We start from the raw sequence: 20,506 nt of genomic DNA, 5'->3' as shown, positions 1-20,506 counted from the left end.
ACCCCGCAGGGCGCCCGGGACTTCACGTCCCCGGCGACTCTACAATCTCCGCGGACGCGGGTGCACGGACGGTGCGCCCGGGGGTGGAGGGGCTGGAATGGGAAGCAGTATGTCCAAGGGGGGCTGGAGAGCCGCCGCCGTGATCGCGGCGGCTCTCGTCGGGAGCGTGGTGCTCCCCGTCGGTCCGGCGACCGCCGTGCACGGCGGTGTTCCGGGTGACTTCAACGGGGACGGCTACCGCGACGCCGTCCTGCCCGCGCCCGGCGCGAACGTGGCGGGCAAGGAGGCGGCCGGTGCCGTGGTCGTCCTGTACGGATCGTCGTCGGGGCTGGCGACCGCCCGGCGCAAGACCCTCACGCAGAACACGACCGGGATTCCCGGGACAGCCGAGGCGTACGACCGGTTCGGCGCCGCCACCGCCACGGAGGACCTGAACCGGGACGGATACGCCGACCTCGTCATCTCCGCGCCGTACGAGGACACGGGCAAGGGCACCGACTCCGGTACGGTGACCGTGGTGTGGGGCAGCAGGAGCGGGCTGACGAGCGGCACCGGTCTGCCGTCGCCGGCCGGCGATCCCCGGCACTTCGGAGTCGACCTCGCGGCGATGAGCGGCGGGGCGGGGACGAAGACGCGGGTGCTGGTCGGCGGGCTCGACGGATCCGTGCTCTTCACGGGATCGTTCAGCCGCTCCGGCACCTTCGGCTCCGCCACGCTCAACCAGGACACCCCGTCCCTGGCATCCGTCGCGCTCGGCGACCTCAACGGCGACACCACACCGGATCGGGTTCTCGTCACCGTCCGGGGAAGTGGGCTGAGCGGCGGCGAGATCTATACCAACCCCGCGTACGGGTACGCCTTCCAGCAGGGCAACGGGCTCATCTCCGCCACCGGCGACCTGAACGGCGACGGCTACGCCGACCTCGTGGCTGGTGACCCGGACGAGCCCGAAGTCGCGGGCGCCGACGGCATGCTGGGCGGGCGGGTGCTGGTGTGGTACGGCTCGGCGAGCGGGATCGCGAGTGATGCGAAGCCGGTGCAGATCACGCAGAACACCTCGGGCGTGCCCGGCGGGAGCGAGAAGGGTGACGCCTTCGGCGGCGCCTTGGCCGTGGCCGACGTCAACCGGGACAAGCTGGCGGACATCGTCGTCGGAGCACCGTACGAGACCGTCGGCAGCACACAGCGGGCCGGTGCGGTCACGGTGATCCCCGGGCGGGCCTCGGGTGCCCTCGGCACCGGCTCGTACGGCTTCACCCAGGACACCTCGGGTGTCCCCGGCGCCTCGGAGACCGACGACTTCTTCGGGACGACGGTCTCAGCCGGCGACATCGACAAGAACGGCAAGCCGGAGCTGTTCGTCGGTGCCGCGGGCGAGAACAACTCGACGGGCGCCGAATTCGTCCTCCCCGGCGGCTCCACCCGCCCGACGGGCGCCGGCAGCAAGGTGATCACGGGGCCGTCCATCGGTCTCACGCAGCAGCACGGCACACTCCTCGGCGGCAACGGGCTGCTCTGGGTGATCTAGGCCGAGTGTCCTGCGCCGGGGCAGATGCCTGCCCGTGAAGGCTGAAGGGGCCCGCAACCGGTGACGGTTGCGGGCCCCTCCGGGCACCCCTCCGGGCACCCCCGGGCAGACGTCTACTTCGGCTGCGGCCCCCGCACCGCCAGGTGCAGTTCCTTCAGCCGGGCCTCCTCCAGCTCCGTCGGGGCGCCCATCATCAGGTCCTGGGCGTTGCCGTTGAGCGGGAAGGCGATGGTCTCGCGGATGTTCGGCTCGTCCGCCAGCAGCATCACGATGCGGTCGACGCCGGGGGCGATGCCGCCGTGCGGCGGGGCGCCGAAGCGGAAGGCGCGGAGCATGCCGGCGAACTTCTCCTCGACGGTCTCGCGGTCGTAGCCCGCGATCTCGAAGGCCTTCAGCATGATCTCGGGCTCATGGTTCCGGATCGCGCCGGAGGACAGCTCGACGCCGTTGCAGACGATGTCGTACTGCCAGCCCAGGATGGACAGCGGGTCCTGGGTCTCAAGGGCCTCCAGACCGCCCTGCGGCATGGAGAACGGGTTGTGCGAGAAGTCGATCGCGCCGGTCTCCTCGTCCTTCTCGTACATCGGGAAGTCGACGATCCAGCAGAAGCGGAAGACGCCCTCCTCGAAGTGCCCGGCGCGCTTGGCGGCCTCCACCCGCACCGCGCCCATGATCTTCGAGACCTCGTCGAACTCACCCGCGCCGAAGAAGACGGCGTGACCGGCGGCCAGCTGGAGCCGCTTGGTCAGCTCGGCGACGTTCTCCTCGGTGAGGAACTTGGCGATCGGGCCGGACAGCGAACCGTCCTCGGCGACCCGCACCCACGCCAGGCCCTTCGCTCCCTGCGAGACCGCGAAGTCACCGAGCTGGTCGAAGAACTTCCGGGGCTGCGCGGAGACGTCCGGCACCGGCAGGGCCCGTACGTGCTTGCCCGCGAAGGCCTTGAACTCCGAGCCCTCGAAGATGTCGGTGATGTCGACGAGCTCCAGCTGGGCGCGCAGGTCCGGCTTGTCGGAGCCGTACTTCAGCATCGCCTCACGGAACGGGATCCGCGGGAAGGGGGAGGTGACATGACGGCCGTTGCCGAACTCCTCGAACAGCTCCGTCATCAGCTTCTCGACGGGCCGGAAGACGTCCTCCTGCTCGACGAAGGACATCTCGATGTCGAGCTGGTAGAACTCGCCCGGCGAGCGGTCCGCGCGCGCGTCCTCGTCCCGGAAGCAGGGGGCGATCTGGAAGTAGCGGTCGAAGCCGGAGATCATCAGCAGCTGCTTGAACTGCTGCGGGGCCTGGGGGAGGGCGTAGAACTTGCCCGGGTGCAGACGGGACGGGACGACGAAGTCGCGGGCGCCCTCGGGGGACGTGGCCGACAGGATCGGCGTCGCCATCTCGTTGAAGCCCAGCGCCGTCATCTTGTGCCGGATCGCCGAGATGACCGCCGTACGCAGCAGGATGTTGCGGTGCATGCGCTCGCGGCGCAGGTCCAGGAAGCGGTACTCCAGGCGCCGCTCCTCGTTGACCCCGTCCTCCGTGTTGATCGTGAAGGGGAGCGGGGCCGCCGCGCCGAGCAGCTCGACCTCGGAGACCTCGACCTCGATCTCGCCGGTCGGCAGATCGGGGTTGATGTTCTCGGCGCCGCGGGAGACGACCTGGCCGTCGACACGGACGGTGGACTCCTTGGAGAGCTTGTCCAGGGCCTCGTACGCGGACGTGCCCGGCCGGGCGACCAGCTGGGTGATGCCGTAGTGATCACGCAGATCGATGAAGAGGATGCCGCCCAGGTCGCGCCGATTGTGCAGCCAGCCGCTCAGCCGGACGTCGGTGCCGACGTCAGAGGCGCGGAGCTCGCCGCAGGTGTGGGACCTGTACCGATGCATCGTCGTTCATCCAGTCTTCGCGGATCGGGGGCTGTTTCACGTGAAACTCCACCAAGCCTACCGGGCACCCCAAGATCGCCTCCCACCCATTAACGTCCCACCCACTGACCGTGAAGCGCAGCAGTGGACAGCTTCAGTGGCAGCCCTCGATCATCTCTCCCTACAGTGGGGCAATGCGCACTGGTGAGCCCCTGCCCGCCGTGGGGGAGGTTCTCGCCGCCCTCGCGACCGGCCTGTGGCACTGGAACACGGCCACGGGGCAGGTCACGGTCGACGCGGAGGCGGCACGGCTGCTCGGGCTGCCCGCCGAGCAGTGCAACCTCAGCCAGGCCCAGGTGCGCGCCCGCATCCACCCGGTCGACTGGAACGAGATCAGCGGAGTGATCCAGCTCGCCGTCGCCGAGGGCACCCTCGGCGAGGTGCGGATACGGATCATGGACGACCAGGGCCAGATCATCCGGGTCGGCCGCAGCCGCTTCAACGCGTCCTTCGACCGCGAGAAGGACGCGTACGACGTGACCGGCTCCCTCCAGGAGGTCACCGACCCCTCGCCGGGCACCCCCGCGGGGCGGAGTGCGGTCACCGGGGACTGGCGGCGCTCCCGGGAGGCGTTCCTGCTGGACGCGGGCCGGGCGCTGGCCGAGGCGCGGTCGACGGAGGAGGTGCTGCGGGTCTCGGCCGGGCTGTCGATGCCGGGGTTCTCACCGGACGGTCTCGCCGTGTTCGGCGTGGAGGCCGACCGGCTGACGATCGTCGGCCACCACGGGCACCAGCCGGGCGCCGAAGGCCCCTTCTCGCACATGGCGCTGGACACCGACTACCCGGCGGCGGAGGTGGTCCGCACCGGCCGGGCCGTCTATCTCTCCAGCCCCGAGCAGTACAAGGCCCGCTACCCCGCCACCTGGCCGCTCGCCCAGCACTTCGGCCGCCAGTCGTGGGCGTTCCTGCCGCTGACCGTGTCCGGGCGGACGATGGGCGCCTGGATGGCGGGCTTCACCTACCCGGTCGCGTTCACGCCGGACGAGCGGTCCGTGCTGACGACGGTGGCCCGCATGCTCGCGCAGGCCCTGTCCCGGGCCGGGCTCGCCGAGTCGGAACGCGAGCTGACGGACGGCCTCCAGCGCTCGATGCTGCCCACGCTTCTCCCCGAGATACCGGGCATGAGCGTCGCCGCGCGCTATGTGCCGACCGGCGGCGGTCTGCAGGTCGGCGGCGACTGGTACGACATGATCCCGCTGCCCAGCGGCAGGTTCGCGTTCGTCATCGGCGACGTCCAGGGCCACGACGTGCGGGCGGCCGGCCTGATGGGGCAGCTCCGGATAGCGCTCAGGGCGTACGCCTCCGAGGGCCACCGCCCGGACGCGGTGCTCTCCCGCGCCTCCCGCTTTCTGCACGGCATCACCGCCGACAGCGACGACCTGCGCTTCGCGACCTGCCTGTACGCCGAGGCCGACCCCGTGACCGGGACCCTGGACGTGGCCCGCGCCGGGCACCCCGACCCGGCGATCCGGATGCCGGACGGCACGGTACTGGCGCGGCCCACGGCAGGCGGCCTGCCGCTCGGCATCGACCCGGACGCCGACTACCCGACGACCAGGTTCACCCTGGAACCCGGCGAGACCATGATGATCTGCACGGACGGCCTGATCGAGACCGGCGGGCACGACCTGGACACCGGCTGGCAACGGATCCGCACGACCCTCGAAGAACACAAGGGCGACCTGGAGGAGCTCGCCGACGCCCTCGTACAGGCGGTGCACGGCCCCTCCTCCCACCACACCACCGGCCCGCTGGCCGACCGCCGCGAGGACGACATCGCGGTGCTGCTGCTGTGCCGGGAGGAGGAGGACCGCGGCCACGAGGACACGGCAGTCGTCGAACGTCCCGCGGTACGGCGGACGCTGCTCTCCGTGGCCCAGGCGGAGCCCGAGCGGGTCGCCGTCGCCCGCCAGCAACTCCGCGAACTCCTTCATGACTGGGCCTGTCCCGACCAGGTCGACTCGGCCGTCCTGCTGCTGTCCGAGATGCTCACCAACGTCCTCGTGCACACCGACACCGACGCCCTCCTCCTCGCCGAGGTCACCGGAACGGCAGGCCTGCGCCGCCTGCACATCGAGGTCACCGACACCAGCGACGACCTCCCGCACAGACGCCGCCCCGGCGAACTGGCCTCCTCCGGACGCGGGTTGATGCTCATCGAACTGCTGGCGAACGAATGGGGCGTGGACCCGCGCGGCGAGGGCAAGAGCATCTGGTTCGAGCTGTACGAGGAGCAGGGCGCCGCGGAGTAGAGCACCGCGGAGTAGAGCACCGCGGAGTAGAGCACCGCGGAGTAGAGCCCCCTACGCGTCCGACGGCTCGGTGGGCCCGGCGGGCCCGGCGTTCCCGTACCGCGTCCGCAGTTCCGCCACGACCCCGAAGGCGGCCGCGGTCAGCGGCACCGCCAGCAGCATCCCGAGGATGCCGGCCACGGACGCGCCCGCGGTGATCGTCACCATCACCAGCGCCGGATGCATCTGCACGGTCCGGCTCTGGATCACCGGCTGCAGGACGTGCCCCTCCAGCACCTGTACGGCGAGGACGACACCCAGCGCCCACAGCGCGATGACGAACCCGCGGTCGGCCAGCGCGACCAGCACGGCGACGGCGCCGGAGAGGAAGGCGCCGAGGTAGGGGATGTAGGCGCCGACGAACACGAGCGCGCCAAGCCCCAGCGCACCCGGCACGTCCAGGACCAGCAGACCGACCGTGATGCACAGCGCGTCGATCAGCGCGATGAAGGTGGTCCCGCGCATGAAGCCCTCGACCGCGTCGAAGGCCCGCCGTGCCATGGCCTCGACGGTGTCGGCGGCCCCGCGCGGCACGGCGGCGCGCAACGTGCCGGCGGCCTTGTCGGAGTCCCGCAGGAAGAAGAAGACGAGCAGCAGCGCCAGTACGGCCATGGCGATCGTCTCGCCCACCACACTGACCCCGCTGATGACACCGGACGCGGCGGTACCGCCGAACTCGGTGAGCAGTCTCTTCGCGTTGGACGCGAGGTCGTCCAGCGAGGTCCCGGCCGCCCCGAAGCGCTCGGCGAGCGACTCAGCCGCCTGCTTCAGCGAGGCGACGATCTGGTCCCCGGTGTCGATGAGCGCGGCGACCACGATGTACACCGCGCCGCCGACGACGGCCACGACCGCCACGCAGGTCACCGCGGCGGCGGCGGACCGGTTGACCCCCGCCTTCACCAGCCGCCGGTGCATCGGCCCGAGCAGCGCGGTCCCGAGCAGCGCGAGCAGCACCGGCACGACGGCCGTACGGAACTCCACGGCCAGCCGGATCCCGACGTAGACCACACCGGCGACGAGCAGGACGACGGCACACCAGGCGGCGAGCCGCCGGACGGGGTCGGGGAGCAGTGGAGTGGAGGCCTGCACGTGTCCAGCGGATCACACCACGGCTCACGCCCTCCACCAGGCACGCCAAGGGCGGGTGATGATCTCCCGATAACTGTGATGCGAAGGATGACGCACCACATCCCTGACGCGTCGGCCGTCCGCGACAGCAAGAACCCCACGGGCCCGGCGCTGCTGACGCGGTCGGCAAAATCGATACGTCTGTCCACCTATAGTGTGAACATCTTTGCCGTGGACACGAGTTACACCTCCGTATGTCTACGTTCCGACTCGGAGGTGATGCTCGATGAACGAGCAGAACAACACGGAACAGCGCCAGGACGCGATCGACATCAACGACTTCGTGTTCGCGGCGACAGGGGCGCGGGTGCGGAGGCTTACGGCGCCAGACGGCGAGCACTGGTTCGTGGCGGCGGACGTCGCCACAGATCTCGGCTACGCAAACACCCGCCAGGCACTCGCCTGGCATGTTGCACCGGATTGCCAAGCGAAGTTGGGCGATCTTGCGCAAAGCGTCTATGGAGTAGACGCTTCGAGCAAAATTGCAGGTCACGGGCTCAAGAAGTCGATGAAACTGGTGAACTTGCGTGGTCTCATCACGCAGGTCAATGGTTGCACCAAGCCCGAGTGCGGCCTGTTCAAGGCCTGGGTCTCCGAGGTGATCGCAACCATCCAGCGCGACGGCTCCTATTCCCTGGACCCGTCCCCCGCCCAAACCCCCGCTACCGGTGAACCCGCCTACGTCATGCCCAAACAGGTCGCCGACGCGATCGTGCGGCTCGAAGTGAGGAACATCCGGGCCGACGAGATGATGGTGGCCTTCCAGGATGAGCAGACCGTTCTCCTACGGCAGATCAGCCGCAGCCAGAACACGATCGCCGAGGCGCTCCTGGACATCGCTCAGACCCTCAAACTCCGCCGCCCGGACCCGAATCTGACGCCCCAGCAGCTCCTCACCGCTTGGAAGGCGAAGAACCTCGTCGTCACCGAGGACATCCACGCGGTGGCGGCCTACCTGGCACCCGCTCTCGTTCGGGGCGAGGCCAGCTACCGACTGGACGAGATCGCCACCCGCACTGGCCTCACTTCCGCCCGCGTCCACGACTCCTTGCGCATCCTGCTCAAGCGAGGCTGCATCCGGCAGACAGGCTGCACTGCGGAAGGAGCGCCGATCTACGTACTGCCGTAGCCCCACAAAGCAGGCCCGAAGCCGCAAACCGAGATTGCGGCTTCGGGCCTGTGTCGTACCGTACCCGGCTTACAGCCCGCCCTCAGTCATTCCGTGCACCGCGGGGATCGTTCCCAGCCGTCCCTTCTGGAAGTCCTCGAACGCCTGCTGGAGTTCCTCGCGGGTGTTCATGACGAACGGGCCGTAGTGGGCCATCGGCTCACGGATCGGCTGTCCGCCGAGGAGGACGACCTCCAGGTCCGGCGTGTGGGAGTCCTGCTTCTCGTCCGCGCGGACGGTCAGCGAACCGCCGTTGCCGAAGACGGCCGTCTGGCCCAGGTGGACCGGGCGGCGCTCGGCGCCGACCGAGCCCTTGCCCGCGAGGACGTACGCCAGGCCGTTGAAGTCCTCCCGCCACGGCAGGGTGATCTCCGCGCCCGGCGCCACCGTCGCGTGGATCATCGTGATCGGCGTGTGCGTGATACCGGGACCGGCGTGGCCGTCCAGCTCACCGGCGATGACGCGCAGCAGCGCGCCGCCGTCGGGCGAGGTGAGCAGCTGGACGTTGCCGCCGCGGATGTCCTGGTAGCGCGGGGGCATCATCTTGTCCTTGGCCGGGAGGTTCACCCACAACTGGAGGCCGTGGAAGAGACCGCCCGACACCACCAGGTGCTCCGGCGGCGCCTCGATATGCAGCAGGCCCGCGCCCGCCGTCATCCACTGCGTGTCGCCGTTGGTGATGGTGCCGCCACCGCCGTTGGAGTCCTGGTGGTCGAAGATCCCGTCGATGATGTAGGTGACGGTCTCGAAGCCTCGGTGCGGATGCCAAGGGGTCCCTTTCGGCTCCCCGGGCTGATACTCCACCTCGCCCATCTGATCCATCATGATGAACGGATCGAGGTACTTGTAATCGATCCCGGCGAACGCGCGGCGCACCGGGAAGCCCTCGCCCTCGAAACCGCTCGGCGCGGTGGTGACGGCGAGCACGGGACGTGCCACGGCGTCGGCCGGCGCGGCCACGCGGGGCAGGGTCAGCGGGTTCTCGACGGTCACTGCAGGCATGTCGGTACCTCCTTGAGCGGCCAGTTTAGTTGAGCATTGAACTTTCTGCCACCCAGAACGACGAAAGCCCGGAGGACATTCCCTCCGGGCTCCCGTCAGCAGGCGTCAGCCGTACATTCTCCGCATCGCGAACTCGACCATCTGCTCGACCGCCTTCGCGTCGAACACCATCCGGTGCTCGCCCTCCATGTCCAGGACGAAGCCGTAGCCGGTCGGCAGCAGGTCGATCACCTCGGCGCCGGTGATCACGAAGTACTTGGACTCCTTGCCCGCGTACCGGCGCAGCTCCTTCAGCGAGGTGAACATGGGGATCACCGGCTGCTGGGTGTTGTGCAGGGCGAGGAAGCCGGGATTGTCGCCCCGCGGGCAGTAGACCTTCGAGGTCGCGAAGACCTGCTGGAAGTCCTCCGCGGACATCTGCCCGGTGGTGAAGGCCCGCACCGCGTCCGCGACCGAAGGCGTGGACGGTTCGGGGTACAGCGGCTGCTGCTGTCCGTACCCGCCGGGCATCTGCTGCTGCGGGGGGACGTAGCCCTGCTGGGCACCGACGTTCTGGTCGTAGCCGTACATAGGCGCAAGCGTACCGAGAGCGGCGGGGCGGGTGGGCGGGACCGAACCGACAGGGGGATCGGCAGGGGGATCGGCAGGGGATCGGCAGGAGGTAGGCACACCGCCACGCCGGCGTTCGTTCCGGTGTGACCTGTCACAGATGACCGATCAGGGTTGCGTCTTATTACCGGCGGGTAGCATCATCGTAGCTACTTGTTGGTATGTGAACTAGCGCGAGGATCCAGTGCCTCGCCGATCTCTCTACGGAGCCGTCGCCATGGGGCACTACAAGTCGAATCTCCGCGACATCGAGTTCAACCTCTTCGAAGTACTCGGGCGCGACAAGCTGTACGGCACCGGCCCGTTCGAGGAGATGGACGTCGAGACCGCGAAATCCATCCTCGACGAGATGACCCGCCTCGCGGAGAACGACCTGGCGGAGTCCTTCGCCGACGCCGACCGCAACCCGCCGGTCTTCGACCCGGAGACCCACACCGCGCCGGTTCCCGCGTCCTTCAAGAAGAGCTACAAGGCGTTCATGGACTCCGAGTACTGGCGGCTGGGCCTGCCCGAGGAGATCGGCGGCACGACGGCACCTCCCTCGCTGATCTGGTCGTACGCGGAGCTGATCCTGGGCGCCAACCCGGCCGTGTGGATGTACTCCTCCGGTCCGGCCTTCGCCGGGATCCTCTTCGACGAGGGCAACGAGGTCCAGAAGAAGATCGCCCAGCTCGCGGTCGAGCGGACCTGGGGCTCCACCATGGTGCTGACCGAGCCCGACGCGGGTTCGGACGTCGGTGCCGGGCGTACCAAGGCGATCCAGCAGGAGGACGGCTCCTGGCACATCGAGGGCGTGAAGCGCTTCATCACCTCCGGTGAGCACGACATGGAGGAGAACATCCTTCACTACGTGCTGGCCCGTCCCGAGGGTGCCGGTCCCGGCACCAAGGGCCTGTCCCTGTTCCTCGTCCCGAAGTACCTCTTCGACTTCGAGACCGGTGAGCTGGGCGAACGCAACGGGGTCTACGCCACCAACGTCGAGCACAAGATGGGCCTGAAGGCCTCCAACACCTGCGAGATGACCTTCGGCGACCAGCACCCCGCCAAGGGCTGGCTGATCGGCGACAAGCACGACGGCATCCGGCAGATGTTCCGGGTCATCGAGTTCGCGCGGATGATGGTCGGCACGAAGGCGATCTCCACGCTGTCGACCGGCTACCTGAACGCGCTGGAGTACGCCAAGGAGCGCGTCCAGGGCCCGGACCTGGCGAACTTCATGGACAAGTCCGCCCCCAAGGTCACCGTCACGCACCACCCGGACGTCCGCCGCTCGCTGATGACGCAGAAGGCGTACGCCGAGGGCATGCGCGCGCTGGTCCTCTACACGGCCTCCGTGCAGGACTCGATCGCGGTGAAGGAAGCGGCCGGCGAGGACGCCAAGGCCGAGCACGCGCTGAACGACCTGCTCCTGCCGATCGTCAAGGGCTACGGCTCCGAGAAGGGCTACGAGCAGCTCGCACAGTCGCTGCAGACCTTCGGCGGCTCCGGCTTCCTGCAGGAGTACCCGATCGAGCAGTACATCCGCGACTCCAAGATCGACACCCTGTACGAGGGCACGACCGCGATCCAGAGCCAGGACTTCTTCTTCCGGAAGATCGTCCGCAACCAGGGCGCCGCGCTGAACTCCCTCGCCGAGGACATCAAGAAGTTCCTGGCCCTCGGCACGGGCGGCGAGGAGCTGTCCGCGGCCCGCGAGCACCTGGCCAAGGCCGCCGTGGAGCTGGAGGCCATCGTCGGCCTGATGCTGACCGACCTGGCCGCCACCGAGCAGGACGTCAAGAACATCTACAAGGTGGGCCTCAACACCACCCGCCTGCTGATGGCCTCCGGTGACGTCGTCGTCGGCTACCTGCTCCTCAGGGGCGCCGCGGTCGCCGCCGAGACGCTGCGGAACGCTTCCGCCAAGGCTGTGTCCTCCAAAGATGCGGCGTTCTACACCGGCAAGATCGCGGCGGCGAAGTTCTTCGCGGCCAACGTCCTCCCCGGCGTCACGAACGCGCGCAAGCTCGCCGAGGGCGTCGACCTGGACCTGATGGAGCTGGACGAGGCCGCGTTCTGATCCGACCGGTCTCCGGCGGCGGCCCGTTCCCTCGATGGGAGCGGGCCGCCGTCGTTCGCGTGCCCGGAAAAAATCTCTGAGCCGGGTGCGACACAAACGGTCTGCCGAAGCGTCTACCGGATGTGGAGGAGCTGACCGCGGGGGAAGGGCGGAACCGAGTGTCGACTGCCAGCGCTCTGGACGACTTCCAGGGGTTCGCACGCGCCCTCACACCGCGCCTCTTCCGGACCGCCCTGCTGATGAGCGGCGACTGGCACCTGGCCGAGGACCTGGTGCAGACGGCGCTCGGCAAGGTCTACTCGTCCTGGTCCCGGGTACGGCGCACGAGCAGCCCGGAGGCGTACGCCCACACCGTGCTCATGCGCACCTACATCTCCCACCGGCGGCTGCGGCGCTCCTCGGAGCATCCTGTGGCGACCCTGCCAGAACCGTCCGCCTCCGCCGGCCCGGACAGCGCACTGCGCGTCACCCTGCTCGCCGCGCTGGCCGAGCTGCCCCTGCGTGACCGTGCCGTCGTCGTCCTTCGCTACTGGGAGGACCGCAGCGTGGAGGAGACCGCGTCCGTGCTGGGGATGACCAAGAGTTCCGTGCGCAACCGCAGCAGCAGAGCCCTGGCCAGACTGCGCCGGACGATAGGGGACGGACAGGATTCGATCGCCGTGCACTGACCCTCGATCCCGGCCCGCCGGCCGGACCCCGCCCCGCATCCCGGACCCCGCCACACCGGAAAGGACGGTGCACCCATGCGGCACGACGAGTCCACTCCCCTCGACGACGACCTGCGGTACGGCCCCGAGCTGTCCCGCACCCTCGACACCGCGCTGAACGATCTTCCGCTGCGCACCGAGTTCCTGGTGGCGGGCGCGGTGGCACGGGGCACCCGCACCCGGCGCCGCAAGCGGGCGGCGCTGTGGAGCACCTCCGTGACGGCGGCAGCGGCACTGACCGCCGCGACACTGCTGCTCGCCCTGCCGGGGCAGCAGGACACGACGCAGACCGTCGCCCTGCCCGACTTCTCCGCCGGCAGCGACTCCGCCCCGCCGGGCAAGGAGCCCGTGACGGGCGCCGCCACGGTCGCACTGCTGGCTGAACTCCTGCCGGACAAGCCCTCGGTGACGGCCACCGACTCACGGGACAGCGATCCGGCGTACACCGCCGTGCAGACCTACGGCAAGGTCTCGTCGGCGGACGGAGGGACGGTCGCCGTGTGGCTGCAGGGGGCCTTCGTGCAGGAGGCGGAGAGGAGCGGCCGGGACGGTTCCGGGTTCGACCGCCCCACGAGCAAGCCGGACCTGACCGACCCGGCCCACCTGCCGTCCCGGTCGGAGCTGGGCAGGCACTACTCCTGCCGGGCCGGGGACGACGGCTGCCGGATCGCCAAGCTGTCGAACGGGTCGGTGCTGCTCTTCCGGGAGCACGGCAGCGGCTCCGACGCCGAGCTCACGGCCGACGTACTGCGCCCGGACGGCACCCGCGTGGTCGTGAGCGCGACGGGGACCGGGTACCGCGCGGCCCAGGTGCGGGCCCTCGCGACCAGCGCGCGGTGGCAGCAGTGGGTCGACCCGGAGGTGAACGCCGCCGCGAAGCGGGCCGGTCACTGACGTGCCCGGCCGTCCCTTCCTGCTCCGGGCGTCGCAACGGGCACAAAATTCCCGCCAGAGTCACCCATTCCGCATACATGGAATTCAGGATTCCATCGGGAGATATTTCATGATTAACCGCCATGCATCGGACGACGGCTTATGCCACCGTCGCCGCCGAGCACCGGTATGGTTGGCCCCTTTTCGGACACTCCGAAATAAAACAGAGAGGCCGTCGGCCGAAGCACGACCTACTCTTGGGTACGCGAATTCGAGGCAATCGTTCACGTATCGCGCATCCGGAGTGAGGAATTCATTTCCGAATGCCCTAGGAGTGGCGCAGAAATCCGCGCGACGGGCAGGTCCTCTCGACCGTTCTCAGCAAGAATCTCAACTCGTTCCTCCTGCCTCGACATCGCATCAGCAGCGCATCGGGGGGCTGCCTTTTCTTGTGCGCGGATCCGGAGTCATCCGAACCTCCGAAGAAAGGGATCGGCATGCGAATCAGGAAGCTCATCGCGGCGACCGCGGTGGCGGGCGGCGCGCTGACCGCCGGACTGGTGACGGCGTCACCGGCGTCGGCAGCGATCAACTACGACTGCGCGACGGGCGAGGTCTGCCTGTACTACAACTCCAGCAGCTACGGGTACGGAGCGGTCTACGTGCAGTACGACAGGATCCCGAACTACCAGGGCTATTTCTTCAGCCAGGGCAGAAACGGCAGCAGCGGTGCCGGCGTCGAGGTCAAGAACCACGCCGCCGCCGTGGACAGCTGGATCGGCTCGACGTTCCGGGTCTACTACAACAGCAACTACAACTGCAGCGTCGCCTGTCAGGACATCCCGGCTTACGCCACCCGGGATCTCAATTCGTCGGTGAAGAACAACAACGCATCAGGCAGGAACATCTGAGCCTGACCCAAAAGGTCCGGGGGTACGGGCACCGGCCCGTACCCCCGGCACCGGAATCGGGATCGGCCCCCGGCATCGGATCTCCTCTCAGAAGAATCGGAAGTCTCAACATGGTGTCTCTTGCAACGCGCCGCTTTTCTGCTCTCCTGGTCTGTGTGCCGCTTCTCCTGGCCGGCTGTTCGGACGGCGACAGCTCATCGGCGGATTCGCAGGGGAACCCCAAGGCACCTCCCGCCGTCGCCGAGACCCCGAAGATCACCAACGCCAATGACAAGTCGATGCCTCTGGACACCTATCTGCTGAACCCGGAGCAGACCGAGACCATCGACAACGCCTATGCGGGGCTCGTGTCCGACTGCATGAGACGCTTCGGATTCGACTACACACCCCCGCGGGCCGAGCCCGCGAATTCCTCCGAGGACGCCCCTACCACGCGGATCGACGGCCGCTTCGGACCCCAGAGCGCCGAGACGGCGCAGAAGTGGGGCTACCACCCCGAGGGAGGCGTCACCGAGGAGGACAGCGGCCCCTGGGCGGGCTCGGGCCAGAAGATGACGGCCGCGATGCAGACGGCCGAGCGCGGATCGTCCGACCCCAAGGAGAAGTTCGGGCCCGGCGGACAGGTCATCAACGGCGAGACCGTGCCGGAGCACGGCTGTGTCGGAGAAGCCCAGAAGAAGCTCACCGGCTCGGTCGACGGGAACATGGGCGACGCGAAGGCGGCCACCGACCTCAAGTTCGACACGCTGACGAAGGCTCAGCAGGACGAGCGCACCCGTGCGGTGTTCGCCAGGTGGTCGACGTGCATGGCGGAGAAGGGCTTCGACTACGCCGACCCGCTGGAGGCCCTCGGCGACGAGGAGTGGGCGAAGACCCCGCAGCCGACCCAGCACGAGATCCAGGTCGCCACGGCCGACCAGGAGTGCCGCGGGACCCACAACGTGGTGGGCGTCTGGTTCGCGGTCGACTTCGCCTACCAGGAACAGGCCGTGGAGCAGAACACCGAGGTGCTGGCCGAGGTCAAGCAGGGCATCGACGCCCTGCTCAAGGCCGCGGCGGACGCGCAGGCCGGGTGAGCGATGGACGACCAGACGCAGGCACCTGATACCGAGCCGGGCACACGCGTCCGCATGACCCGGCGCCGGTGGGTGGCCGCCGTAGCCGCGGGGTCGACCCTCCTCGCGGCGTCCGGTTTCGCCGCCTCACAGGTCATCAAGTCACCGGCCCAGGCCGCGGCCGACACGAAACCGCCGGCCGCGGACGTGCTGACCGCGCCGGTGGAGCGGCGCGTGCTGAAGGAGACCGTGGTGCTGCGTGGCACCGTGGCGGCCGGGCAGTCCGTGACCGTGACACCCGTCATGGGAGGAGGCGAGGACGCCGCCGAACCGGTGGTGACGAAGCTTCCGGTCGATGCCGGTGACACGGTCAGGGCCGGGCAGCTCCTGCTGGAGGTGTCCGGCCGCCCGGTGTTCGTACTGAAGGGCGGGCTCCCCGTGTACCGGGATCTCAAGCCGGGGGCCGAGGGAGACGATGTCGCCCAGTTGCAGAACGCGCTGCAAGCCCTCGGGCACAGCACCGGAAACGACGCGCCGGGCACCTTCGGGAGCGGCACGAAGGCGGCGCTCCAGGCCTTCTACGCCGGGCTCGGCTACGATCCCAGGCCCGCGGTCGACGATGACGGCGAGGCCGTCGAGGCGGCGGAGCAGGGCGTACGCTCCGCCGAACGCGCACTGGAACAGGCGCAGTCAGCCGCCGATGCCGCCTCCGCCGCACCCTCGGCAACGACGACCGGCGAGGAAACGACGGCCGACGCGGACCCCAGCGTCGCTTCCGGCAGTTCTGACACATCCGGCAACTCTGGCGGCTCCGGCGCTTCCGGCGCTTCCGGCGGCTCTGGCGGCTCCGGCGCTTCCAGCACTTTCGTCGGCTCCAGCAACTCCGGCGACGCCGGCGACTCCGGCGACTCCAGCCGCTCCGGCGGCTCCGGCGCTTCCGGTGCGGACGCCGGTGGCAGTGGTGACGCCGAGGCTCAGCGTGCGGTGGAGTGGGCGCGGGAGGATCTGGAGACGGCCCGTCGGGCCCTGGCCGAGGCACGGGCGGCCGCCGGTCCGATGCTGCCGGCCGGCGAGGTGGTGTTCCTGCCGGGCTTCCCGGCCCGGGTGGACCAGGTGTCCGCCACGGTCGGCGCGCGGGTGACCACCGGCGTGATGACGGTGTCGGCGGGAAAGCTCGTCGTCCAGGGGCATCTGCAGGAACGCCAGAAGGGGCTGATCAGGGCCGGTCAACCGGTCGAGATCCTCGCCGAGCGCTCCGGGGACACCGTCCCCGGAAAGGTGCGGTCCGTGGCGAAGACGCTGGACGGGGGCACCGAGGGCCAGGAGCAGACCGGCACCTCCCCCGACGGGTCGGACGGCGAGCGCGCCCCGGCCGCGGCCCTGGGTTATCCGGTCGTGATGGAGCCCGACAAGCCCCTGGACCCCGCGCTGGCGGGCCAGGAGGTACGACTGACCGTCGAGGCCGGTTCCACGGACGGCAAGGCGCTGGTGGTGCCGGTCACCGCCGTGTCCGTCGGCGCGGACGGCAAGAGCGCGGTCACCGTCGTATCGGCGGACGGCACGCAGCGCCGGGTGCAGGTCCGGGCCGGCACCCAGGGCGACGGATACGTGGAGGTGGTTCCCGTGGGCACCGGCCGGCTGGCCCCCCGTGACCTCGTGGTCACCGGTATCCGGCAGGCCGTGGACGGCGGAGGCGGCGCATGAGGTCATTCGTCCGCCTCAGCCGCCGTAGCACGTCACCGGCGCCCGTGGCCCCGCCCGACCACGACCCCCCGGTCATGGAGTTCCGCGGGGTCGGGCTGACCTACCCCGGCCCGCCCCCCGTCACCGCGCTACGGCCCTGCGACCTGATCGTGCGGCGGGGCGAGTTCGTCACCGTGGTGGGGCCCTCCGGGTCGGGCAAGTCCACCTTCCTCAACGTGGCGGGGCTGCTCGACGCGCCGACCGAGGGCTCTTACCTCCTGGACGGGATCGACGTCGCCGGCGCGGGCGAGGCCGCACGCGCCGCACTGCGGGGGCGGCACATCGGCTTCGTCTTCCAGTCGTTCCACCTCATGCCGCACCGCAGCGCGCTGGAGAACGTCGCCCTCGCCATGGTCTACAACCGCTCCGGTCGCGCCGACCGCACTGCGCGGGCGCGCGCCGCCCTGACCCGGGTCGGCCTCGGCCACCGGATCAACGCCGTGCCGACGCGGCTGTCCGGCGGTGAACGGCAGCGGGTGGCGATCGCGCGCGCCCTGGTGGCCAGGCCCTCGCTGCTGCTGTGCGACGAACCGACCGGAAACCTCGACACGGCGACGGCCGAGAGCGTCCTGGCGCTGCTCGACGAGCTGCATGCCGAGGGCATGACCGTACTCGTCATCACCCACGACCCGGCTGTCGCCGCCCACGGGGAACGCACCATCGCCATCCGTGACGGCGTGCTCGCCGAGCAGGCCCGGGCGGGAGTCGCCGAGTGACCGACAAGCGAAGACGACTGCCACGGCTCCGCCGTTCCGACGAGCTCTCCGCGTTCTCCTCCTTCTCCCCGCGCGACCTGTTCGGCGAGTCCCTGGCCGGGATGCTGCAGCGGCCGGCGCGTTCCGCGCTCACCGCGCTGGGCACCGTGCTGGGCGTCGGCACCTTCGTCGCCGTGCTCGGCCTGACGGCGACCACCTCCTCGCAGATCGACTCCCGCTTCGACCTGCTCAGCGCCACCGAGGTCACCATCGAGGACGTGGGCCGCGAGCAGGACGAGTTCGCCGGCTTCGCCTTCCCCGACGACGCGGACGACCGGATCGAGGCGTTGAACGGCGTCCAGCACGCGGGCGTGTACTGGCAGGTGCGGCTCACCGGGAACGACACGGTCCGCGCCTCCCCGCTCGGCGACGCCGTCGGCGAGCGGGCCCAGATCCTGGCCGCCTCACCCGGAACGCTCCAGGCCGCCCTGCCCACACTCGCCCAGGGACGGCTGTACGACGACTTCCAGCAGAACACCGCGGCCCAGGTGGCGCTCCTCGGCTCCGGGACGGCCGCCCGGCTCGGCATCACCACGCTGGACACGCGTCCGGCCGTCTTCATCGACGGCGAGCCGTTCGCCGTGATCGGCATCATCGACGACGTCCAGCGCAAGGCCGACCTGCTGCTCAGTGTGGTCGTCCCGAGCAGCACGGCGGAGCGGCTGTGGGGCACCCCCGCAGAGGGCGGCGCCAAGATGCTGGTGGCCACCAGGACAGGGGCGGCCGCCCAGGTGGCGCACGAGGCGCCGACCGCGCTGCGGCCGGACCACCCCGAGTACCTCAAGGCGACCCCGCCGCCCGACCCGAGGTCGCTGCGGACATCGGTCACCTCCGACCTGGGCCAGCTCTTTCTGCTGCTGGCCGCGATCTGCCTGGTCATCGGCGCCGTCGGCATCGCCAACACCACCCTGGTGGCCGTGCTGGAGCGCACGGGCGAGATCGGTCTGCGCCGTGCGCTCGGCGCGCGCAGCCGGCACATCACGCTCCAGTTCCTCACCGAGTCGGGCACGCTCGGGGCGCTGGGCGGCCTGGTCGGCACGAGCGTCGGCGTGATCACGGTGGTGGCGGTGGCGGTGGCACGGGACTGGACCCCGGTGGTGCACCCGGTCACTCTCGCCGCCGCCCCGGCCGTCGGCCTGGCGACGGGCCTCCTGGCAGGCCTCTACCCCGCGTGGCGGGCCGCCCGCGTTCAGCCGGCGGAGGCGTTGCGCCGCTGATCCGCCTCTCCCGCCGCCCTGGGACCGCTCCGGCGGTCCCGGGACGGTCGGTACGGGGGCCTCCGGGGCGTTGCGCCCACCCTGCACATTCCGGCCAAGCCCGTGTCCCGGCGCCGCGGCAGGGGGCTCCCTTCGCGGAACCGCGCCCCGTCAAAGACGCGCCGCACCTTAGGGTGGCTGCCATGAGCAGCAGTCCTTCCCGCTTCGACCGCGGGCACACCGACGACCTCATGACCTTCCTGGCGGCCGGTCCGTCGCCGTACCACGCCGTGGCGAGCACCGCCGAGCGGCTGGAGAAGGCCGGCTTCCGGCAGGTCGCGGAGACGGACGCCTGGACTGTGACACCAGCGGCTGAAGCCGCGGGGTCGAGCGGCGGCAAGTACGTGCTGCGCGGTGGCGCGATCGTGGCCTGGTACGTCCCCGAGGGCGCCGCGCCGCACACGCCGTTCCGGATCGTCGGCGCGCACACCGACTCGCCGAACCTGCGCGTGAAGCCGCTGCCCGACAGCGGGGCGCACGGCTGGCGGCAGGTGGCCGTGGAGATCTACGGCGGACCGCTGCTCAATTCCTGGCTCGACCGCGACCTGGGCCTGGCGGGCCGGCTGACGCTGCGGGACGGTACGACGCGGCTGGTGAACGTCGACCGGCCCCTCCTCCGCGTCCCCCAACTCGCGATCCACCTGGACCGTTCCGTGTCGGCGGAGGGGCTCAAGCTCGACAAGCAGCGGCATCTGCAGCCCGTCTGGGGCCTCGGCGACGACGTGCGCGACGGCGACCTGATCGCCTTTCTGGAGGAGACTGCCGGGCTGGCGGCGGGCGAGGTCACCGGCTGGGACCTGATGGTCCACTCCGTCGAACCGCCGGCCTACCTGGGCCGGGACAAGGAGCTGGTCGCGGGCCCGCGCATGGACAACCTGCTGTCGGTGCACGCCGGCACGGCGGCGCTGGCCGCGGTGGCGACGAGCGGTGGCGGGCTGCCGTACATCCCGGTGCTGGCCGCCTTCGACCACGAGGAGAACGGCTCGCAGAGCGACACGGGCGCGGACGGGCCGCTGCTCGGCAGCGTGCTGGAGCGTTCGGTGTTCGCGCGCGGAGGATCGTACGAGGACAAGGCGCGTGCCTTCGCGGGCACCGTCTGTCTCTCCTCCGACACCGGCCACGCCGTGCACCCCAACTACGCGGAGCGGCACGACCCCACACACCACCCGCGCGTCAACGGCGGGCCGATCCTGAAGGTGAACGTCAACAACCGCTACGCCACGGACGGTTCGGGCCGCGCGGTCTGGGCCGCCGCCTGCGAGAAGGCGAACGTCCCCTTCCAGTCCTTCGTCTCCAGCAACTCCATGCCGTGCGGCACGACCATCGGCCCGATCACCGCGGCCCGGCACGGCATCAAGACCGTCGACATCGGCGTGGCGATCCTGTCGATGCACAGCGCGCGGGAGCTGTGCGGGGTGGACGACCCGCATCTGCTGGCGAGCGCGTTGACGGCGTTCCTGGAGGGGTAACGGGCCGACCGCCGGGTACCCGCCCCCGACCGGAAG

17 protein-coding genes are annotated in these 20,506 nt (G+C 70.0%); 12 read left to right on the top strand and 5 right to left on the bottom strand.

Annotated elements, in window-relative coordinates:
- Window positions 1–97: 97 nt before the first annotated feature.
- On the top strand, window positions 98–1,528 hold the full coding sequence (locus GFH49_RS14620; protein WP_155056306.1) for an FG-GAP repeat protein: 1,431 nt from the start codon (window positions 98–100) through the stop codon (window positions 1,526–1,528).
- Window positions 1,529–1,641: 113 nt separating this feature from the next.
- Here GFH49_RS14620 and aspS read toward each other — a convergent pair whose 3' ends face one another.
- On the bottom strand, window positions 1,642–3,405 hold the full coding sequence (gene aspS, locus GFH49_RS14615; protein ID WP_155056305.1) for an aspartate--tRNA ligase: 1,764 nt from the start codon (window positions 3,403–3,405) through the stop codon (window positions 1,642–1,644).
- A 173-nt stretch (window positions 3,406–3,578) separates the two neighbouring features.
- On the opposite strand from aspS, the gene GFH49_RS14610 reads away from it, so the two are divergent.
- Window positions 3,579–5,696, top strand: a complete 2,118-nt coding sequence (locus tag GFH49_RS14610) for an ATP-binding SpoIIE family protein phosphatase (protein WP_155056304.1) — start codon at window positions 3,579–3,581, stop codon at window positions 5,694–5,696.
- 51 nt (window positions 5,697–5,747) lie between these two features.
- On the opposite strand, the gene GFH49_RS14605 is transcribed toward GFH49_RS14610, so the two are convergent.
- Window positions 5,748–6,824, bottom strand: a complete 1,077-nt coding sequence (locus tag GFH49_RS14605) for an AI-2E family transporter (protein ID WP_155056303.1) — start codon at window positions 6,822–6,824, stop codon at window positions 5,748–5,750.
- 24 nt (window positions 6,825–6,848) lie between these two features.
- On the bottom strand, window positions 6,849–6,920 hold the full coding sequence (locus GFH49_RS41725; RefSeq protein ID WP_456243056.1) for a DUF7848 domain-containing protein: 72 nt from the start codon (window positions 6,918–6,920) through the stop codon (window positions 6,849–6,851).
- 169 nt (window positions 6,921–7,089) lie between these two features.
- On the opposite strand from GFH49_RS41725, the gene GFH49_RS14600 reads away from it, so the two are divergent.
- Window positions 7,090–7,992: a BRO-N domain-containing protein gene (locus tag GFH49_RS14600; RefSeq protein WP_155056302.1), complete on the top strand. Its 903-nt coding sequence runs from the start codon at window positions 7,090–7,092 to the stop codon at window positions 7,990–7,992.
- Window positions 7,993–8,061: 69 nt separating this feature from the next.
- Here the strand turns inward: GFH49_RS14600 and GFH49_RS14595 are convergent, their stop codons facing one another.
- Together GFH49_RS14595 and GFH49_RS14590 are read right to left on the bottom strand one after the other, a co-directional pair.
- Window positions 8,062–9,033 (bottom strand): pirin family protein, encoded by a 972-nt coding sequence (locus GFH49_RS14595; protein ID WP_155056301.1) that lies wholly within the window; start codon window positions 9,031–9,033, stop codon window positions 8,062–8,064.
- 105 nt (window positions 9,034–9,138) lie between these two features.
- Window positions 9,139–9,603 (bottom strand): SseB family protein, encoded by a 465-nt coding sequence (locus GFH49_RS14590; protein WP_155056300.1) that lies wholly within the window; start codon window positions 9,601–9,603, stop codon window positions 9,139–9,141.
- Window positions 9,604–9,859: 256 nt separating this feature from the next.
- On the opposite strand from GFH49_RS14590, the gene GFH49_RS14585 reads away from it, so the two are divergent.
- The 9 genes from GFH49_RS14585 (at window position 9,860) to GFH49_RS14545 (ending at window position 20,470) form a co-directional block, all read left to right on the top strand.
- The gene (locus tag GFH49_RS14585; protein WP_155056299.1) at window positions 9,860–11,701 is read left to right on the top strand and encodes an acyl-CoA dehydrogenase; all 1,842 of its coding nucleotides are present in this window, start codon (window positions 9,860–9,862) and stop codon (window positions 11,699–11,701) included.
- 158 nt (window positions 11,702–11,859) lie between these two features.
- Window positions 11,860–12,369 (top strand): SigE family RNA polymerase sigma factor, encoded by a 510-nt coding sequence (locus GFH49_RS14580; protein WP_230396293.1) that lies wholly within the window; start codon window positions 11,860–11,862, stop codon window positions 12,367–12,369.
- A gap of 75 nt (window positions 12,370–12,444) precedes the next feature.
- Window positions 12,445–13,302 (top strand): hypothetical protein, encoded by an 858-nt coding sequence (locus tag GFH49_RS14575; protein ID WP_155056298.1) that lies wholly within the window; start codon window positions 12,445–12,447, stop codon window positions 13,300–13,302.
- Between the two features lie 476 nt (window positions 13,303–13,778).
- Window positions 13,779–14,192, top strand: a complete 414-nt coding sequence (locus GFH49_RS14570; RefSeq protein WP_230396292.1) for a hypothetical protein — start codon at window positions 13,779–13,781, stop codon at window positions 14,190–14,192.
- 155 nt (window positions 14,193–14,347) lie between these two features.
- Window positions 14,348–15,268, top strand: coding sequence for a hypothetical protein (locus GFH49_RS14565; protein ID WP_155056297.1), 921 nt, complete (start codon window positions 14,348–14,350; stop codon window positions 15,266–15,268).
- Between the two features lie 3 nt (window positions 15,269–15,271).
- Window positions 15,272–16,951, top strand: a complete 1,680-nt coding sequence (locus GFH49_RS14560; protein ID WP_230396291.1) for a peptidoglycan-binding protein — start codon at window positions 15,272–15,274, stop codon at window positions 16,949–16,951.
- Window positions 16,948–17,706, top strand: coding sequence for an ABC transporter ATP-binding protein (locus GFH49_RS14555; RefSeq protein ID WP_155056296.1), 759 nt, complete (start codon window positions 16,948–16,950; stop codon window positions 17,704–17,706). Before GFH49_RS14560 ends, GFH49_RS14555 begins: the two co-directional genes overlap by 4 nt.
- Window positions 17,707–17,807: 101 nt before the next feature.
- Entirely contained in the window at window positions 17,808–18,962 is a 1,155-nt protein-coding gene (locus tag GFH49_RS14550; RefSeq protein WP_155056315.1) for an ABC transporter permease, read from the top strand.
- A gap of 182 nt (window positions 18,963–19,144) precedes the next feature.
- Window positions 19,145–20,470 (top strand): M18 family aminopeptidase, encoded by a 1,326-nt coding sequence (locus tag GFH49_RS14545; RefSeq protein ID WP_155056295.1) that lies wholly within the window; start codon window positions 19,145–19,147, stop codon window positions 20,468–20,470.
- Window positions 20,471–20,506: the final 36 nt, after the last annotated feature.

It is taken from the genome of Streptomyces blattellae (assembly GCF_009709555.1).
GTDB lineage: Bacteria > Actinomycetota > Actinomycetes > Streptomycetales > Streptomycetaceae > Streptomyces > Streptomyces blattellae.
The sequence above is the reverse complement of the archived record's forward strand: the minus strand, read 5'-3'. Positions and strand labels throughout refer to the sequence as shown.

What these genes read in the sequence shown, in the direction of transcription:
- GFH49_RS14620 (WP_155056306.1), top strand. Translation starts at nt 98, where the DNA reads ATGGGAAGCAGTATGTCCAAGGGGGGCTGGAGAGCCGCCGCCGTGATC.
- aspS (WP_155056305.1), bottom strand. Translation starts at nt 3,405, where the DNA reads ATGCATCGGTACAGGTCCCACACCTGCGGCGAGCTCCGCGCCTCTGAC.
- GFH49_RS14610 (WP_155056304.1), top strand. Translation starts at nt 3,579, where the DNA reads ATGCGCACTGGTGAGCCCCTGCCCGCCGTGGGGGAGGTTCTCGCCGCC.
- GFH49_RS14600 (WP_155056302.1), top strand. Translation starts at nt 7,090, where the DNA reads ATGAACGAGCAGAACAACACGGAACAGCGCCAGGACGCGATCGACATC.
- GFH49_RS14595 (WP_155056301.1), bottom strand. Translation starts at nt 9,033, where the DNA reads ATGCCTGCAGTGACCGTCGAGAACCCGCTGACCCTGCCCCGCGTGGCC.
- GFH49_RS14590 (WP_155056300.1), bottom strand. Translation starts at nt 9,603, where the DNA reads ATGTACGGCTACGACCAGAACGTCGGTGCCCAGCAGGGCTACGTCCCC.
- GFH49_RS14585 (WP_155056299.1), top strand. Translation starts at nt 9,860, where the DNA reads ATGGGGCACTACAAGTCGAATCTCCGCGACATCGAGTTCAACCTCTTC.
- GFH49_RS14575 (WP_155056298.1), top strand. Translation starts at nt 12,445, where the DNA reads ATGCGGCACGACGAGTCCACTCCCCTCGACGACGACCTGCGGTACGGC.
- GFH49_RS14570 (WP_230396292.1), top strand. Translation starts at nt 13,779, where the DNA reads ATGCGAATCAGGAAGCTCATCGCGGCGACCGCGGTGGCGGGCGGCGCG.
- GFH49_RS14560 (WP_230396291.1), top strand. Translation starts at nt 15,272, where the DNA reads ATGGACGACCAGACGCAGGCACCTGATACCGAGCCGGGCACACGCGTC.
- GFH49_RS14555 (WP_155056296.1), top strand. Translation starts at nt 16,948, where the DNA reads ATGAGGTCATTCGTCCGCCTCAGCCGCCGTAGCACGTCACCGGCGCCC.
- GFH49_RS14550 (WP_155056315.1), top strand. Translation starts at nt 17,808, where the DNA reads ATGCTGCAGCGGCCGGCGCGTTCCGCGCTCACCGCGCTGGGCACCGTG.
- GFH49_RS14545 (WP_155056295.1), top strand. Translation starts at nt 19,145, where the DNA reads ATGAGCAGCAGTCCTTCCCGCTTCGACCGCGGGCACACCGACGACCTC.